Raw genomic sequence first — 13,278 nt, 5'->3', positions numbered from 1 at the left:
TTCAGGAGCCGCATGAGCATCATCACCGCAATGGATACGTTCGATATCCGCTTTCCCACATCACTGGAACTGGATGGCTCTGACGCCATGAACCCGGATCCGGACTATTCCGCCGCGTACCTGGTCATCCGCACGGATGCCGGGGACGGGCATGAGGGCCACGGATTTGTGTTCACCATCGGGCGGGGGAACGAGGTGGAGACGGCGGCGATCGAGGCCCTCCGTGGGCACCTTCTCGGCCGCACGGTTGAGGACCTGCTGGCAGACATGGGGGCCACATGGAAACTGTTGGCCCATGACTCGCAGCTCCGGTGGCTGGGTCCCGAGAAAGGTGTCATGCACATGGCTATCGGCGCCGTGGTCAATGCGCTGTGGGACTTGAAAGCCAAACGCGCAGGGCTTCCCCTTTGGGAGTTGCTCGCCGGCATGACACCCGAGGAGCTCGTAGCACTCGTGGACTTCCGCTACCTCACGGACGCGCTCACCCCGGATGAAGCTTTGGACATCCTCCGCACTACCGAACCCGGAAGGGAAACGCGCAAAGAGGCACTTCGCGCTGAAGGCTACCCCGCGTACACCACGACACCGGGCTGGTTGGGCTACAGCGACGAGAAACTCACACGGCTGGCCAAGGAAGCCGTGGCTGACGGATTCGCCCAGATCAAGTTGAAAGTTGGCGCCTCTTTGGAGGACGACATCCGGCGCGTGCGGACTGCCCGCGCTGCCGTTGGTCCGGACGTCAAAATCGCGGTAGATGCCAATCAGCGCTGGGATGTGCAGGAGGCCATCGACTGGATGGCGCACCTTGCCCCGTACGACATTGCCTGGATTGAGGAGCCCACCAGCCCTGACGACATCCTCGGCCACGCCGCCATCGCCCGCGCAGTGGTGCCCATCCCGGTGGCCACCGGCGAACACGTCCAAAACAGGGTGGTGTTCAAACAGATGCTCCAGGCCGGCTCGCTTCAGGTCCTGCAGATTGACGCGGCCCGGGTAGCGGGAGTGAATGAGAACATCGCAATTCTCCTTCTCGCTGCCAAGTTCGGTGTGAGGGTTTGTCCGCATGCCGGTGGTGTCGGTCTGTGTGAAGCCGTCCAGCACCTGTCCATGTTCGACTTCATTGCGGTGTCCGGGACCAAGGAGAACAGGACCATCGAGTTCGTGGACCACCTCCATGAACACTTCATCACACCTGTGGACGTCCACGACGGCGCGTACTGGCCGCCGTCGGATCCTGGCGCTGGTAACGAAATGCTCCGTGAAACACTGGCCGCGTACAGCTTTCCCAACGGCCCCGTATGGAAGGAATCCCGTTGATCCAGCACGCACCTTGGTTCGAAGAGGCACGTTTTGGGATGTTCGTTCACTGGGGCATCTACGCCCTGCCTGCCCGGCACGAGTGGGTGATGAACCAGGAAGAAATCACAGTGGAGGAGTACTCCAAGTACTTCCAGCGCTTCGATCCCGACCTCTACGATCCCCGGGAATGGGCACGCGCAGCACGGGACGCAGGGATGAAGTATGTGGTGCTCACTACCAAGCATCATGACGGCTTCTGCCTCTGGGACTCCGCGCTGACGGATTACAAGGCCACCAACACGCCGGCCGGCCGCGACCTGATAGCGCCTTATGTGGAAGCACTCCGGGCCGAGGGGCTGAAGGTCGGCTTCTATCACTCGCTTATCGACTGGCACCACCCCGACTTCACCGTGGACGGCGTACACCCCCAACGGAACGCGACCGACGTCGAAAGCTTGAACGCCGGGCGCGACATGGCGCGCTACCGCGAGTACCTGCACGGCCAGGTGCGCGAACTCCTGAGCAATTACGGCACCATTGACTACCTGTTCTTCGACTTCTCCTACACAGGCGGGCACGAAGAAGAATTCTGGGGTGGCAAGGGCCGGAAGGACTGGGAATCGGAGGCATTGCTCGCCATGGTGCGGGAGCTGCAGCCCGGCATTGTGGTCAATGACCGGCTGGAGATCCCCGGCGACTTTGTCACTCCCGAGCAGTACCAGCCCGCCGGGCCCATGATGGTGGGCGGCGAACCGGTCACCTGGGAGGCCTGCCAGACCCTCAACGGCAGCTGGGGTTATGACAGGGACAACCTGAACTACAAATCCGTGGACCTGCTCATCCGCATGCTCGTGGACGGTGTGTCCAAGGGCGGCAACCTGCTGCTCAACGTCGGCCCCACGGGTAGGGGAAACCTCGATCCGCGGGCGGTGACGTCCTTGAAGGGCATCGGTGAGTGGATGAAGCTGCACTCGCGCGCCATCTACGGAACGGGGGCCTCCCCGTTCAAGGCACCGACGGACGCCCGCTACACCCTGAGTGGGGACAGGCTCTATGTTCACTTATTCGCTTGGCCGTTCGAGTATGTACACCTCCCGGACCTCGCCGGCAAGGTTGAGTATGCGCAGTTGCTGAACGACGCGTCCGAGGTGTTCCTCAAAGAGGTAGACCCCGGGCAGCAGGCCATGAACATGAAGCAGGGAGGCCAGCCGCCAGGCACCCTGACCATCAAACTCCCTGTCCAGCGCCCGAACGTTGCCGTCCCGGTGCTGGAACTGTTCCTGACGCCGGAGGCTGCGACGCCGTCGGCCGTGGAGCGCGAGGCCGCCCGTGACTGAAAGCATCGCCCTGCACACCAAGCTGAAACCGGGAGCCGAAGAGGAGTACGCCGACGCGCACGCGAACATTCCCCCTGACCTGATGGCAGCGCTCAAGGATGCCGGCGTCCGGAACTGGCGAATCTGGCGCAGCGGACTCGATCTTTTCCATGTAGTGGACGTCGACGACTATCAGGCAATGCGGCACGCGCTCGCCGGCCATCCTGCCAATATGTCGTGGCAAGCCCGAATGGCTGAACTTTTGGAGGTCCAGGACGATTACTCGGGGGAGGATACGGGTATTCAGAAGGTATGGGAGCTGCCATGAACTCACTTGAACTCGGCAAACCAGGCAAATTAGGCAAACTGGGCTTCGGCGGAGCGGGCATCGGGAACCTCTACCGGGCGATCCCTGACGGGGAGGCGCTCGCAACAGTGCTCTCTGCATGGGACGCGGGCATCCGCTACTTCGACACAGCGCCCCACTACGGCCTTGGCCTCTCGGAGCAGAGATTGGGCGCCGTCCTCCGTGATAAACCCCGGAACGAATTCGTCATCTCCACCAAGGTGGGCAGGCTACTCGAACCCAACTCCGGTGGCGGCCAGGACTCGGAAGGCTTCGAGGTCCCCGCGACGTCACGACGCGTATGGGACTTCTCCGGAACAGGCATCCGGCGCAGCATCGAGGACTCCCTGGAGCGGCTCGGCTTGGACCATGTGGACATCGCATACCTGCACGACCCCGACGTTCACGATCTTCAAGCCGGAATTTCCCAGGGCCTTCCAGCACTGGAGAAACTGCGCTCCGAAGGAGTGGTCGGGGCAATCGGTGTGGGCATCAACTCCGCTGAGGCAGCCTTGGAATGTGTCGAAGCCGCTGATCTCGATCTCGTAATGCTCGCCGGCCGGTATACCCTTATTGAGCAGCCCAGCGTTCCGTTGCTTGAACGCTGTGTGGAGCGAAGCACCGGCGTCGTAAGCGTGGGCGCCTACAACTCGGGCCTCTTGGCCCGACCCGACGTTCCGGAAGACGCGCACTACAACTACGATCAAGCACCGGCGGAGGTGCTGGAGCGTGCGCGTGCGCTCGCGGATCTCTGCCGGGACTTCGGCGTGGAACTCCCGACGGCGGCGATCCAGTTCCCGCTGCGGCATCCGGCCGTGGTGAACGTGACAGCCGGAGCGACTTCTCCTGAACAGGTGGTCACGAACGCTGCCAGAATGGAGGCGGCCGTACCGGACGAACTGTGGAATGCGTTGGAGGAGCGCATGGCGTGATTGATTCGCATCTGCACTTGTGGACCTTGGACACGTTCGTCACCGGCGGTGTGCGCCACTATCCGTGGCTCGGACCGCAACACGGTGCGCTCTTCCGCAGCTTTGGCGAGGACGAGGCGCGCGAGACGTTGGACGCTGCCGGCGTGAGGGGAGCCGTTCTGATCCAGGCCGACGACAGCGTAGCCGACACCGAGAGCATGTTGGCGGTTGCAGCGCGGAATCCCTGGGTGCTCGGCGTAGTGGGCTGGGTCAGGTTGGATTCGCCTGCTGAAGCTGCAGAGCAGTTGCACCGCTTCACAACCCAGCCCGTCTTCAAAGGTGTTCGGCACCTGGTGCATGATGATCCCCGCAATGACTTTTTGGACCTTCCCGCTGTTCGCGATTCCCTGGCGTTGGTGGCTGGGGAACGTCTCACCTTGGACATCCCCGATGCTTTTCCCCGGCATCTGGGGCCCGCGGTTCGGCTGGCCCGCGAGATGCCGGAACTGACGGTTGTGTTGGACCACCTGGGTAAGCCGCCGCTGGCTGATCCTGAGCTTATGGATTCGTGGAGCGCTGATTTCCGGGCGCTCGGGCGGGAACCGAACTCGGTGGCGAAGCTCTCCGGACTGCATTTGCCGGGCGTTGAGTACACCCCGGATACGTTGCGACCTCTGTTTGAATCAGCTCTGGAGGCTTTCGGTCCGGAGCGATTGATGATCGGCTGCGACTGGCCAGTGAGCACATTGGGCGCACCCTATGGCAGGACTCTGGATGTCTTGCTGGAACTCGTGTCTACCTTGAGTCCTTCGGAGCAGGACCTGGTGCTTGAGGAAACGGCTATTCGCACCTACGGCCTGGCGGTCACCCCTATTGCCGAAGGTTAGAGCGCCTGCCGCAGCCAGTTCTCCACGCCACTGATATGCACAGTGACGAGGGCCCGCACTAGTTCGGCATCGCCCCGTTCAAGTGCGTCCGCAATGGCGCGGTGTTCAGCCAAGGTGTGCGCCACAGCCTTTTCCTGTGTCAGTCCACGCCAGATCCGGGCCCGCACGGTGCTGCTGGACAGGGCTTCCAGGAGGCTCCCGAGGTAATCATTTCCGGCGGCCTCGGTGATGATGCTGTGGAACTCAAGGTCATGGGCCACGAGCTCCTCAACGTCAGTGTTCTCGTCGATGCCGTCCATGGTGCTTCTCAGGGCAAGGAGCTCCCCGGGCGTGATTTTGCCCGCCGCCAGATGCGCGGTGGCCGGCTCCAGGATTCGTCGGACCTCAAAGAGTTCCAGGATGGAGCGGTCCTGGTGCAGGTCCACCACAAAGGCCACGGCTTCGTTGAGCAGCTTCGCATCGAGGCTGGTCACGTAAGTGCCGTCACCGCGGCGGACATCCAGCACGCGGATCAGTTCGAGGGCTTTCACGGCCTCACGCAATGAGCTCCTGGAAAGACCGAGCCGTTCGCTCAGTTCCTTTTCCGGCGGAAGACGATCGCCGGCCTTGAGTTCCCCGCGGATCAGCATGTCTTTGATCTTGCTGATCGCCTCGTCTGTGACAGCCATGGACCAATAGTAGCCACGAATGATCGGATGTCTGTCTCCGCCGCGTCCTCACCCAATTGAGTCGCAGTTGAGGTCGTTTTCAGCCCTCAAAACGGCCTCAACTGCGACCTACTTGGGGGCGTTAACCGACGACGGCGGCACCTGGGGTCCGATTGTTACGGAACCCAAGTGCCGCCGTCGTGAGTTAGCGGTTGTTACTTTTCGGCGCTGCTACTGGCCGCTTACTTGTCGCCGCCGGGAAGCGGGCGGTTGGCAATCACCGGCGCGCTGCCGGTGTAACCGTCGCGGGTGGCGGCAAGCTCATGAATTTGCTTGCGGCACAGGAACCAGCCCCACACCATGAGTCCGCAGGCAATCGCGGTGACCAGCATGGTCAACGGGGACTCGATGAACACCATGATCAGCACGGCCGCCAGGAAGATCAAGGACAACCAGCCCGTGTAGGGGGCGCCAAACATCCGGAAGGACGGGCGCTTCAGCCATCCCTTGTCGGCCCAGCGTTTGAGTTGCATCTGGCACAGGACGATGGTGGCCCAGGTGACGATGATGCCCACGGAAGCGACGTTCAGGACGATCTCGAAAGCGTCGGCCGGAACGAGGTAGTTCAGCGGAACTCCCAGGAGGGAAACGCCGGCGGTAATGGCGATGCCACCGTAGGGGACACCTGCCTTGTTCATGCGCTGGGCGAACTTCGGGGCCGAGCCGGCTACCGACATGGAACGGAGGATGCGGCCGGTGGAGTAGAGCCCGGCGTTCAGGGAAGACAGCGCAGCGGTGAGGACCACGAGGTTCATGATGACGTCCACGCCCTCCACTCCGATGGAACCGAAGAACGTGACGAACGGGCTGACGCCCTTCTCGTAAGAGGTGTACGGCAGCAGGAGAGCCAGCAGGATCACGGAGCCAACGTAGAAGAGGGCGATGCGGATGACCACGGAGTTGATGGCCTTGGGCATGATCTTCTCGGGGTTGGCAGTTTCGCCGGCCGCGGTGCCGATGAGTTCAATCGAGGCGTAAGCGAAGAGCACACCCTGCATGAGGATGATCATTGGAAGGACGCCGTTGGGGAAGACCCCGCCGTTGTCTGCGATGAGGCTGAAGCCGACTTCCTGGCCCTCCACCGGGGTGCCGAAGATGACGAAGTAGGTGCCCACCAGGAGGAACGCCACCAGTGCCGCCACCTTGATCAGCGCGAACCAGAACTCCATTTCACCGAAGACCTTCACGGAGACCAGGTTGAGGCAGAGCACTACAACCAGTGCAATGAGCGCCCACGCCCACTGTGGAACGGCACCTATCCAAGCGACGTACTTACCGAAGAACTCCATGTAGAGCGCCGCTGCGGTGATGTCCACGATGGTGGTGGTGGCCCAGTTGATCCAGTAGAACCAGCCCGAAACGAAGGCTGCTTTTTCGCCATAGAACTCGCGGGCGTAGGAAACGAAGGATCCCGAGGACGGGCGGTGCAGAACGAGTTCACCGAGTGCGCGGAGGATCAGGAAAGCGAAGAAGCCACAGATTGCGTAGGCGATAACGAGGGAGGGGCCGGCTGCGTTGAGTCGGCCGCCGGCGCCAAGGAACAGCCCGGTGCCGATTGCGCCGCCGATCGCGATCATCTGGATCTGGCGGGGCTTAAGGTCCTTGTGGTAGCCGGAGTCCTCCTTGTGGAGGGCTTTCTCGCTGGCGTGCGCTTGGGCCGGGACCGTGTGGTCCGTGATGGGATTGGTCATTGGAATCCTTAGGGGTGTCCTGTTGGGGGTGTCCTGGGCATGTCCGGTCGGGGGTCCGGGCACGCGGAACAAAGCCTCGTGTGGGTGTGCCTCATGGGCGGGACGACTGGGGCGTTTAGAAAGCCAGTTTCGGCCTATTTGCTGAGATTTGCCAGACGTTCGGGGCTAAGCAGTTCCTCAAGCTGGGTGGCGGTCAGGAGACCGTGCTCCAACACGAGTTCCGCTACGCCCTTGCCCGTTGCCAGCGCTTCCTGGGCGATAGCGGTGGCGGAGGCGTAACCGATATGGGGGTTCAATGCCGTGACGAGACCGATCGACTGCTCCACGGTAAGCCGTAGCCGTTCGGTGTTTGCAGTGATGCCCCGGACGCAGCGCGCCGTAAGGGTGCGGCACGCTGCTTCCAGGTGGGAGATGCTCTTGTGCAGGCTGTGCACAATGATCGGTTCGAAGGCGTTCAGCTGAAGCTGGCCGGCCTCCGCGGCCATGGTGACTGTGACATCGTTGCCGATGACTTCGTAGGCCACCTGGCTGACCACTTCCGGGATCACCGGATTGATCTTGCCGGGCATGATCGACGAACCGGACTGCACGGCCGGAAGGTTGATCTCGCCCAAACCCGCACGCGGTCCGGAGGACAGCAGGCGGAGGTCGTTACAAATCTTGGAGAGTTTCACTGCCACGCGTTTCAGCACGCCGGACAAGTGAACGAAAGCTCCTACGTCCTGCGTGGCCTCAATGAGGTCAGCAGCCGTCAGGAGGGGAAGGCCAGTAATTTCGGCGAGATGGCGGCAGGCTGCCTCAGCGTAGCCGGCCGGGGCGTTCAAGCCGGTGCCGATTGCCGTGGCTCCAAGGTTGATCTCGTGGATCAGCATGTGGGACTCGTCCAAGCGCGCCCGGTCCTCGCCGATTGTCACGGCGTAACCGCCGAACTCCTGGCCGAGGGTCATGGGAACGGCGTCCTGCAGCTGCGTGCGTCCCATCTTCACGACCGCCCGGAACTCCCGGCCCTTCTCCGCGAAGGCCAGCTCAAGTTCTTCGAGCGCTTCCAGGAGTTCTTTCACGGAGAAGATCGTGGCGAGGTTCACCGCCGTCGGGTAGACGTCATTGGTGGACTGGCTCAGGTTGACGTGGTCGTTCGGGTGCAGTTTGGAGTAGTGGCCCTTGGGGTGTCCCAGGATCTCCAGCGCGCGGTTGGCGATGACCTCGTTGGCGTTCATGTTGGAACTGGTTCCCGCGCCGCCCTGGATCACATCAACCATGAACTGCTCGTGGAGCATGCCGTCCATGATGTCCTGGCAAGCCTGCTCGATGGCACCCGCCTTTTCGGCGTCCAGCAGGCCAAGCTCGTGGTTGGTCCGGGCCGCAGCCTGCTTCACAGCGGCGAGGCCCCTGACGAGGTGCTTATTGGTGGAGAGGGGCTGCCCTGTAATGGGGAAGTTCTCGATAGCGCGCAGGGTGTGGACGCCCCAGTAGGCGTCCGCGGGTACATCGCGGTCGCCCAGAAGGTCGTGTTCGGAACGGAGGGGGATCGCCTGATCGACGGTGGTCATAGCTGTCCTTGGTTTAGTTGCTGAAAATTTGGGCTGCGCGGAGCTCGCCGACGGGAAGGCCGCCGCCCAGCACGGGTGGGCTCTGAAGCGTGTCCAAGCTGCCGCCGTCGACGCCCAACTTGCGGAGGACCTCAACGGTGACGGGCATGCGGGCGCGATCGCCGCCGTCGGAAATCTTGATCGCCACGCCGGTGCCATTCGGGAGGCCGACAAGCTGGAGTCCCTCAAAACCGTCCTTCGCGAGGAGTCCAGGGACTGCCCGCATGAGAGCGGTGACGTCACGGCCTTCGCCGGCCACCATCTGCGGGTAGCGGCGCATGGCGTGGGCAACCTTGCCCTCGTCGGTGCTTTCATCGGCAGCGGCGATGCGGCCGTAAGCGCGCGCCATACCGTGAAGCGAGTGTGCGAACAGCGGAGTGCCGCAGCCGTCCGTGCTGACTGCCGCAGCTTCCTCACCGGTCAGTTCCGTGATGGTGTCGCGGACCAGGACCTGAAGCGGGTGCTCGGGATGCAAGTACCCCTCCACAGGCCAGCCGTTGATGACGCAAACTGCGGTCATGGAAGCGTGCTTGCCGGAGCAATTCTGCGCAATTTGGGTGGGGCTGTTGCCTTGGCGTAGCCACTCTTCACGCTCAGCGACGCCGTAGGGCAGGTCTGTGCTGTTACCAAGGGCCGCTTCGGTGAGGCCGTGCAGCTTCAGGATCTCGGCGGCGCCATCGCGGTGCATCTGCGCGCCGGAGTGGCTGGCAGCGGTCAGCGCGAGGAGGTCCTGGGGGATGTCCAAACCGGCCTTGAGCAGCGCAACAGCCTGTAGCGGCTTCAGGCTTGAGCGCGGGTACATGGGGGCATCGGGTTCGCCGGCTTGGATTGCGGTGCCGCCATCGGCGCTGAGGGCGATCAGCGAGCCGTAATGGATGCTCTCCACCAGGCCGTCGCGGGTTACCTCTACGAGCGGGACGTGGTTCGGTGCTTTTTTCGCGTGGGCCTGGGCCGGTGCTTCGGGGGCGGGCATGGTGGCAGTGTCCTTTGGGTGTGTCATTTGCTGAGGATCGTGTCCAGCGCGACGCTGACGGCCTGCAGGTGAGCGGCCATCGCTTTGCTTGCGGCTTCGGAGTCGCCGGCTTCGATTGCGTTGAGCACGGCGACGTGTTCCTCGTCAGAGCGGTGTTGCCGGTCTGCCACGAGGTTCAAGGTTTCGGATTGGTGTGCCAGGGCTTCACGTATATCGGACACCACGCTGGCAAATACCCGGTTTCCGCTGGCGCGGGCCACGGCTGAGTGGAAGCTGGCGTCCAAGTTCACCCAGGCTTCGGGATCGTTCTCCGTGAGCATCTCCTGGACGATGTCCTTGAGGTGCTCCAGCTCTTCCTCTGTCCTTCTTTGGGCCGCGAGGCCGGCCGCCGGGATCTCGATGTGCGGGCGGGCTTCGTTAAGATCACGCGCACTGTACTGACCCAAGGTAAGGTCATTAGCAACCTTGTTGGCAACAATGAACGTGCCCTTGCCGGTCTTGGTCACGGTAAGGCCCAAGGTGTTGCAGGACCTCAACGCTTCCCTGATGACTGAACGGCTAACGCCATACTGGCCTGCCAGGGTTGCCTCGGAGCTCAGCTTGGTTCCGATATCGAACTGGCCGCCCTCGATGGCGCGCCGAAGGGCCGCAAAGACCGCTTCAGCTGCGGAAATGCGTGAGATAGGCGTATGCCCACCCTGGGGTCCTTGCTGTCCGGCTGTCCGGCTGTCTGACAGGTTCACGTTTTGAATATGGCACGGGTCACAAGTGCCTGTCAACGCTGAAAGGTTTGCTTCAGGTTTTGGCGTCTTTGGGCCTATCAGGGGCGGCCCGCACAATGGAGCATGCTCTTCACCAAAAAGTCACTCACCGAGGACGGGTTCACCGGCTTCCGGCCGCTCGACGAACTCGATCCCATGAGGATTCCCCAAGGACCTGGTATCTTCGCAATCCTCCGTCCCGCGGATTTCGAGCCGGTGTTTCTTGCCAAGAGCACTGCCGGTACGTTCAAAAAGAAGGACCCCAGCCTCAAGCGTGAATCCCTGGAGTCCGAATGGATTCCGGATGCTTCTGTGCTGTACATCGGCAAAGCCAGCACCGGAAGCCAAGGCAATCGGGGCCTCCGCAAGCAACTTCAAGAGTTCATGGATTACGGCCGTGGACGACCCACCGTCATCTGGGACGCCCGGCTCATCTGGCAACTTCGCGACGCCCTTGACCTGATCGTTGCATGGAAGGAACTCCCCGCCTCCGAAGTAAACGCCGCCGAGGCCGCCTACCACGCTGACTTTGTTGCCGCCTATGGCCGTCTTCCGTTCGCCAACCTGGTTCAGGCCCGCTCCAAAAAGTAAGGCTTCACGCACGACGGCGGCACTCGGCTTGCGTCGTCGGCCTGCCGTTGGCTTGGATTCCGGCGCATAATGGCATCCATGACGGACCTTGTCTCCCCTGGAAGCAAACCTCATGGATCCCGCATCACTGTGGAGGTGCCCGTCGTACGTGTTGGGGCAGGGCCCTTGGACTACGAGGGTCTCAACCGCTTTGTCGACTCCCTTCGCAAGCCGCAAGGACTGCACATGACATTGCTGCACGTTGGGATCCTGGACGAGCTGGGAACGGACATCTTGGGGTGGACGAAGGGGTTGTCACCCCCGGAGAAGGTACTTCCCGAGGTGGCTGGTTGGTTGACGGAGTTGCCGGTACTGCAGGGCTTTTTGGGGAAGTCGGACAAACTGATTCCCCTAGGCGGTGGCCGTCTCATGGGGCTCGAAGTGGACGTGCCCCAGGAGGTTCACGACTACCAAGCACTTTTGGTGCAAGGGCTGCACGTACTTCTTGGCGACCTCGGCCTCGACAACATCGACGACTTCATCTTGAGCTCGCCCGCACTTGGTTACAGGTCGCCCCGATGGTTACCGCACATCGCAGTCGGGAAAGCCCGGACCAGGCACGAGCCTGCCGTGGAGATTGCGCCTGTGGCCTTGGAATTCGGCGACTCTCGGATCCGCAACCGGGAGGCGCTCCCTTCTCCAGAGTGACTGCGGTTGCACTGATTGACCCACGGGAAGTTCTACAGCCGGTAAAATAGGGTGTGTCTCCCGTTTTCTACCTGAGGACTTCCATGCAGCCCCGCACCTTGTTCCGTACCGTTGCTTTTGCCGAGGCCGTGACATGGACGCTGCTGCTGATCGGGCTGTTCCTCAAGTACGTCACGCGCACCACAGACGTTGGTGTGAGCATTGCGGGAGGCATCCACGGCTTCGTGTTCCTTTGCTACGCAGCAACGGCCGCGTTCACGTGGATTAACCAGAAGTGGACGACCCGTACCGGCCTGCTGTCCATCGCTTCAGCAGTGATCCCCTATGCCACAATCCCCATGGAGAAGTCGCTGGACCGTCGCGGCCTCCTCGCCGGTGACTGGCGCTTGGCTGCCGGGGGAGAGGAGCCTCAGGGAGGCTTCGAGAAGGCCCAGGCTTGGGTTCTGCGGAACCCGATTCTTGCCGTAGTTGTCACCCTGGTTGCCGTGGGCGCAGTGTTTAGCTTCCTGCTGTTCATGGGCCCTCCGGGCACCTGGTTCTCCTAACTCCCACTTCAGCCTCGCGCATTATCTGCCCCCGGCACCGGGGCAGCCCCAGGAGTTGGGGTTTTCCTGGCAGGTGTCGGCGACGAGTGCTTTTTCTGTTTTCCAGACTTGGATGGTTTTGGCGGGTGTGGTGATGTCGAGGGTTCCGTTGATGGGTAGTGGTGGTCCGTTGTTGACGGAGTAGGTGCCGGTGAAGCTGGTGGTGAGGTTTGCTTGGTAGTTGCCGGTGTCTGTGTAGGTGTGGCTGGTTCGGGTCTCGTTGTTGAGCCATTCGGCTTCGGGGATGGAGTAGCCGGCGGCCTGGGTGGGGCCTAGTACGGTTCCGTCGCCGAAGGTGTAGGTGTAGTTGGCGGGTGTGGCGGTCAGGTGGACGGTTTGGCCGAGGATGGTGACGTCGAAGCCTTGTTCTCCGGCGGTGGCGTAGAAGTTGGTGGGTCCGCCTTTGAGGGTGTGGGGGAAGGGTTGTGCTTCGAGGCTTCCCGGATTGACGGGAAGTTGCCGGAAGTCGGTGAGGATCCTGGCGGCGATATTGGCCAGGACGTTCTCGGGCTCGGCGTCGTAGAGGCAGGTGGGTCCGCTGACGGCTGGGTAGTCGGTCCATGTTGGGTTGGTGATGGACTTTGGTGCCTGTCGCCAGATGACCGGTGTGCCTTCTTGGCCTCCTGGTGTCTTGGCAGGGCATTCCATCGTTAGGCAACCCCTGTCGGGAGTGTCCGTTCCACCTGATCGGCAGTGCACGTCAGCCATGTACTGATTTGGATCCTCCGAACCTGCAGTGCTGCCTTCAACAAACGGTGTAAAACTGCCGGTGGCAGGGTCCCTGATCCACTGGGTTCCCGTCAGTTTCAGCCCGTTATCGACGTATCCGATGTCTATCTTTGGGTCCTTGGCAACGGCTATACCGCAATGGATGGACAGCAAAGCGAAGGTGGAGGCTAAAAGAGCGGCAGCGATACGCTTGGGATTCTGCATCGG

General features: G+C 62.1%; 14 protein-coding genes. 8 read left to right on the top strand and 6 right to left on the bottom strand.

Going from position 1 to position 13,278, the window contains the following annotated elements; all coding sequences use genetic code 11:
* Positions 1–12 precede the first annotated feature (12 nt).
* Genes ACIQTW_RS18500 through ACIQTW_RS18480 form a run of 5 tightly spaced genes read left to right on the top strand, consistent with a single transcriptional unit; the run spans position 13 to position 4,759 of the window.
* Positions 13–1,317 carry an L-fuconate dehydratase gene (locus ACIQTW_RS18500; protein WP_402939954.1) on the top strand — a complete coding sequence of 435 codons (1,305 nt, stop codon included), beginning with the start codon at positions 13–15 and terminating at the stop codon, positions 1,315–1,317.
* Entirely contained in the window at positions 1,314–2,636 is a 1,323-nt protein-coding gene (locus ACIQTW_RS18495) for an alpha-L-fucosidase (protein WP_402939951.1), read from the top strand. The genes ACIQTW_RS18500 and ACIQTW_RS18495 overlap by 4 nt, the downstream gene beginning before the upstream one ends.
* Positions 2,629–2,943: an L-rhamnose mutarotase gene (locus tag ACIQTW_RS18490; protein ID WP_402939948.1), complete on the top strand. Its 315-nt coding sequence runs from the start codon at positions 2,629–2,631 to the stop codon at positions 2,941–2,943. The genes ACIQTW_RS18495 and ACIQTW_RS18490 overlap by 8 nt, the downstream gene beginning before the upstream one ends.
* Complete coding sequence (locus ACIQTW_RS18485; protein ID WP_402939945.1) at positions 2,928–3,893, top strand: aldo/keto reductase; 966 nt, start codon at positions 2,928–2,930, stop codon at positions 3,891–3,893. The genes ACIQTW_RS18490 and ACIQTW_RS18485 overlap by 16 nt, the downstream gene beginning before the upstream one ends.
* The gene (locus ACIQTW_RS18480) at positions 3,890–4,759 is read left to right on the top strand and encodes an amidohydrolase family protein (protein WP_402939942.1); all 870 of its coding nucleotides are present in this window, start codon (positions 3,890–3,892) and stop codon (positions 4,757–4,759) included. The genes ACIQTW_RS18485 and ACIQTW_RS18480 overlap by 4 nt, the downstream gene beginning before the upstream one ends.
* Here the strand turns inward: ACIQTW_RS18480 and ACIQTW_RS18475 are convergent.
* From ACIQTW_RS18475 to ACIQTW_RS18455, 5 genes are all read right to left on the bottom strand, one after another.
* Positions 4,756–5,427, bottom strand: a complete 672-nt coding sequence (locus ACIQTW_RS18475; protein WP_402939939.1) for a FadR/GntR family transcriptional regulator — start codon at positions 5,425–5,427, stop codon at positions 4,756–4,758. The two genes, ACIQTW_RS18480 and ACIQTW_RS18475, sit on opposite strands and share 4 nt — an antisense overlap.
* Positions 5,428–5,648: 221 nt before the next feature.
* Positions 5,649–7,157: an amino acid permease gene (locus ACIQTW_RS18470; RefSeq protein ID WP_091463511.1), complete on the bottom strand. Its 1,509-nt coding sequence runs from the start codon at positions 7,155–7,157 to the stop codon at positions 5,649–5,651.
* A gap of 134 nt (positions 7,158–7,291) precedes the next feature.
* Complete coding sequence (locus ACIQTW_RS18465; protein WP_402939936.1) at positions 7,292–8,707, bottom strand: aspartate ammonia-lyase; 1,416 nt, start codon at positions 8,705–8,707, stop codon at positions 7,292–7,294.
* A 13-nt stretch (positions 8,708–8,720) separates the two neighbouring features.
* The gene (locus ACIQTW_RS18460) at positions 8,721–9,746 is read right to left on the bottom strand and encodes an asparaginase (protein ID WP_402939933.1); all 1,026 of its coding nucleotides are present in this window, start codon (positions 9,744–9,746) and stop codon (positions 8,721–8,723) included.
* Complete coding sequence (locus ACIQTW_RS18455; RefSeq protein ID WP_014923019.1) at positions 9,743–10,462, bottom strand: FadR/GntR family transcriptional regulator; 720 nt, start codon at positions 10,460–10,462, stop codon at positions 9,743–9,745. The genes ACIQTW_RS18460 and ACIQTW_RS18455 overlap by 4 nt, the downstream gene beginning before the upstream one ends.
* A 102-nt stretch (positions 10,463–10,564) precedes the next feature.
* Between ACIQTW_RS18455 and ACIQTW_RS18450 the strand changes: the two genes are divergently transcribed.
* The 3 genes from ACIQTW_RS18450 (at position 10,565) to ACIQTW_RS18440 (ending at position 12,303) form a co-directional block, all read left to right on the top strand.
* Positions 10,565–11,071: a hypothetical protein gene (locus ACIQTW_RS18450; protein WP_402939929.1), complete on the top strand. Its 507-nt coding sequence runs from the start codon at positions 10,565–10,567 to the stop codon at positions 11,069–11,071.
* A 78-nt stretch (positions 11,072–11,149) separates the two neighbouring features.
* Complete coding sequence (locus ACIQTW_RS18445; protein WP_402939926.1) at positions 11,150–11,758, top strand: hypothetical protein; 609 nt, start codon at positions 11,150–11,152, stop codon at positions 11,756–11,758.
* Positions 11,759–11,841: 83 nt separating this feature from the next.
* Complete coding sequence (locus ACIQTW_RS18440) at positions 11,842–12,303, top strand: DUF3817 domain-containing protein (RefSeq protein ID WP_402939923.1); 462 nt, start codon at positions 11,842–11,844, stop codon at positions 12,301–12,303.
* A 21-nt stretch (positions 12,304–12,324) separates the two neighbouring features.
* Here ACIQTW_RS18440 and ACIQTW_RS18435 read toward each other — a convergent pair whose 3' ends face one another.
* Complete coding sequence (locus ACIQTW_RS18435; protein ID WP_402939920.1) at positions 12,325–13,275, bottom strand: PKD domain-containing protein; 951 nt, start codon at positions 13,273–13,275, stop codon at positions 12,325–12,327.
* Positions 13,276–13,278 lie beyond the last annotated feature (3 nt).

It is taken from the genome of Paenarthrobacter sp. NPDC090517 (assembly GCF_044769165.1).
Lineage (GTDB): Bacteria > Actinomycetota > Actinomycetes > Actinomycetales > Micrococcaceae > Arthrobacter.
This window is presented reverse-complemented; position numbering and strand designations above follow the sequence as displayed.

Excerpts from the sequence above, each read along its gene's own strand:
- ACIQTW_RS18445 (WP_402939926.1), top strand. The coding sequence starts at position 11,150 with ATGACGGACCTTGTCTCCCCTGGAAGCAAACCTCATGGATCCCGCATC.
- ACIQTW_RS18440 (WP_402939923.1), top strand. The coding sequence starts at position 11,842 with ATGCAGCCCCGCACCTTGTTCCGTACCGTTGCTTTTGCCGAGGCCGTG.
- ACIQTW_RS18500 (WP_402939954.1), top strand. The coding sequence starts at position 13 with ATGAGCATCATCACCGCAATGGATACGTTCGATATCCGCTTTCCCACA.
- ACIQTW_RS18450 (WP_402939929.1), top strand. The coding sequence starts at position 10,565 with ATGCTCTTCACCAAAAAGTCACTCACCGAGGACGGGTTCACCGGCTTC.
- ACIQTW_RS18485 (WP_402939945.1), top strand. The coding sequence starts at position 2,928 with ATGGGAGCTGCCATGAACTCACTTGAACTCGGCAAACCAGGCAAATTA.
- ACIQTW_RS18470 (WP_091463511.1), bottom strand. The coding sequence starts at position 7,157 with ATGACCAATCCCATCACGGACCACACGGTCCCGGCCCAAGCGCACGCC.
- ACIQTW_RS18435 (WP_402939920.1), bottom strand. The coding sequence starts at position 13,275 with ATGCAGAATCCCAAGCGTATCGCTGCCGCTCTTTTAGCCTCCACCTTC.
- ACIQTW_RS18460 (WP_402939933.1), bottom strand. The coding sequence starts at position 9,746 with ATGACACACCCAAAGGACACTGCCACCATGCCCGCCCCCGAAGCACCG.
- ACIQTW_RS18465 (WP_402939936.1), bottom strand. The coding sequence starts at position 8,707 with ATGACCACCGTCGATCAGGCGATCCCCCTCCGTTCCGAACACGACCTT.
- ACIQTW_RS18475 (WP_402939939.1), bottom strand. The coding sequence starts at position 5,427 with ATGGCTGTCACAGACGAGGCGATCAGCAAGATCAAAGACATGCTGATC.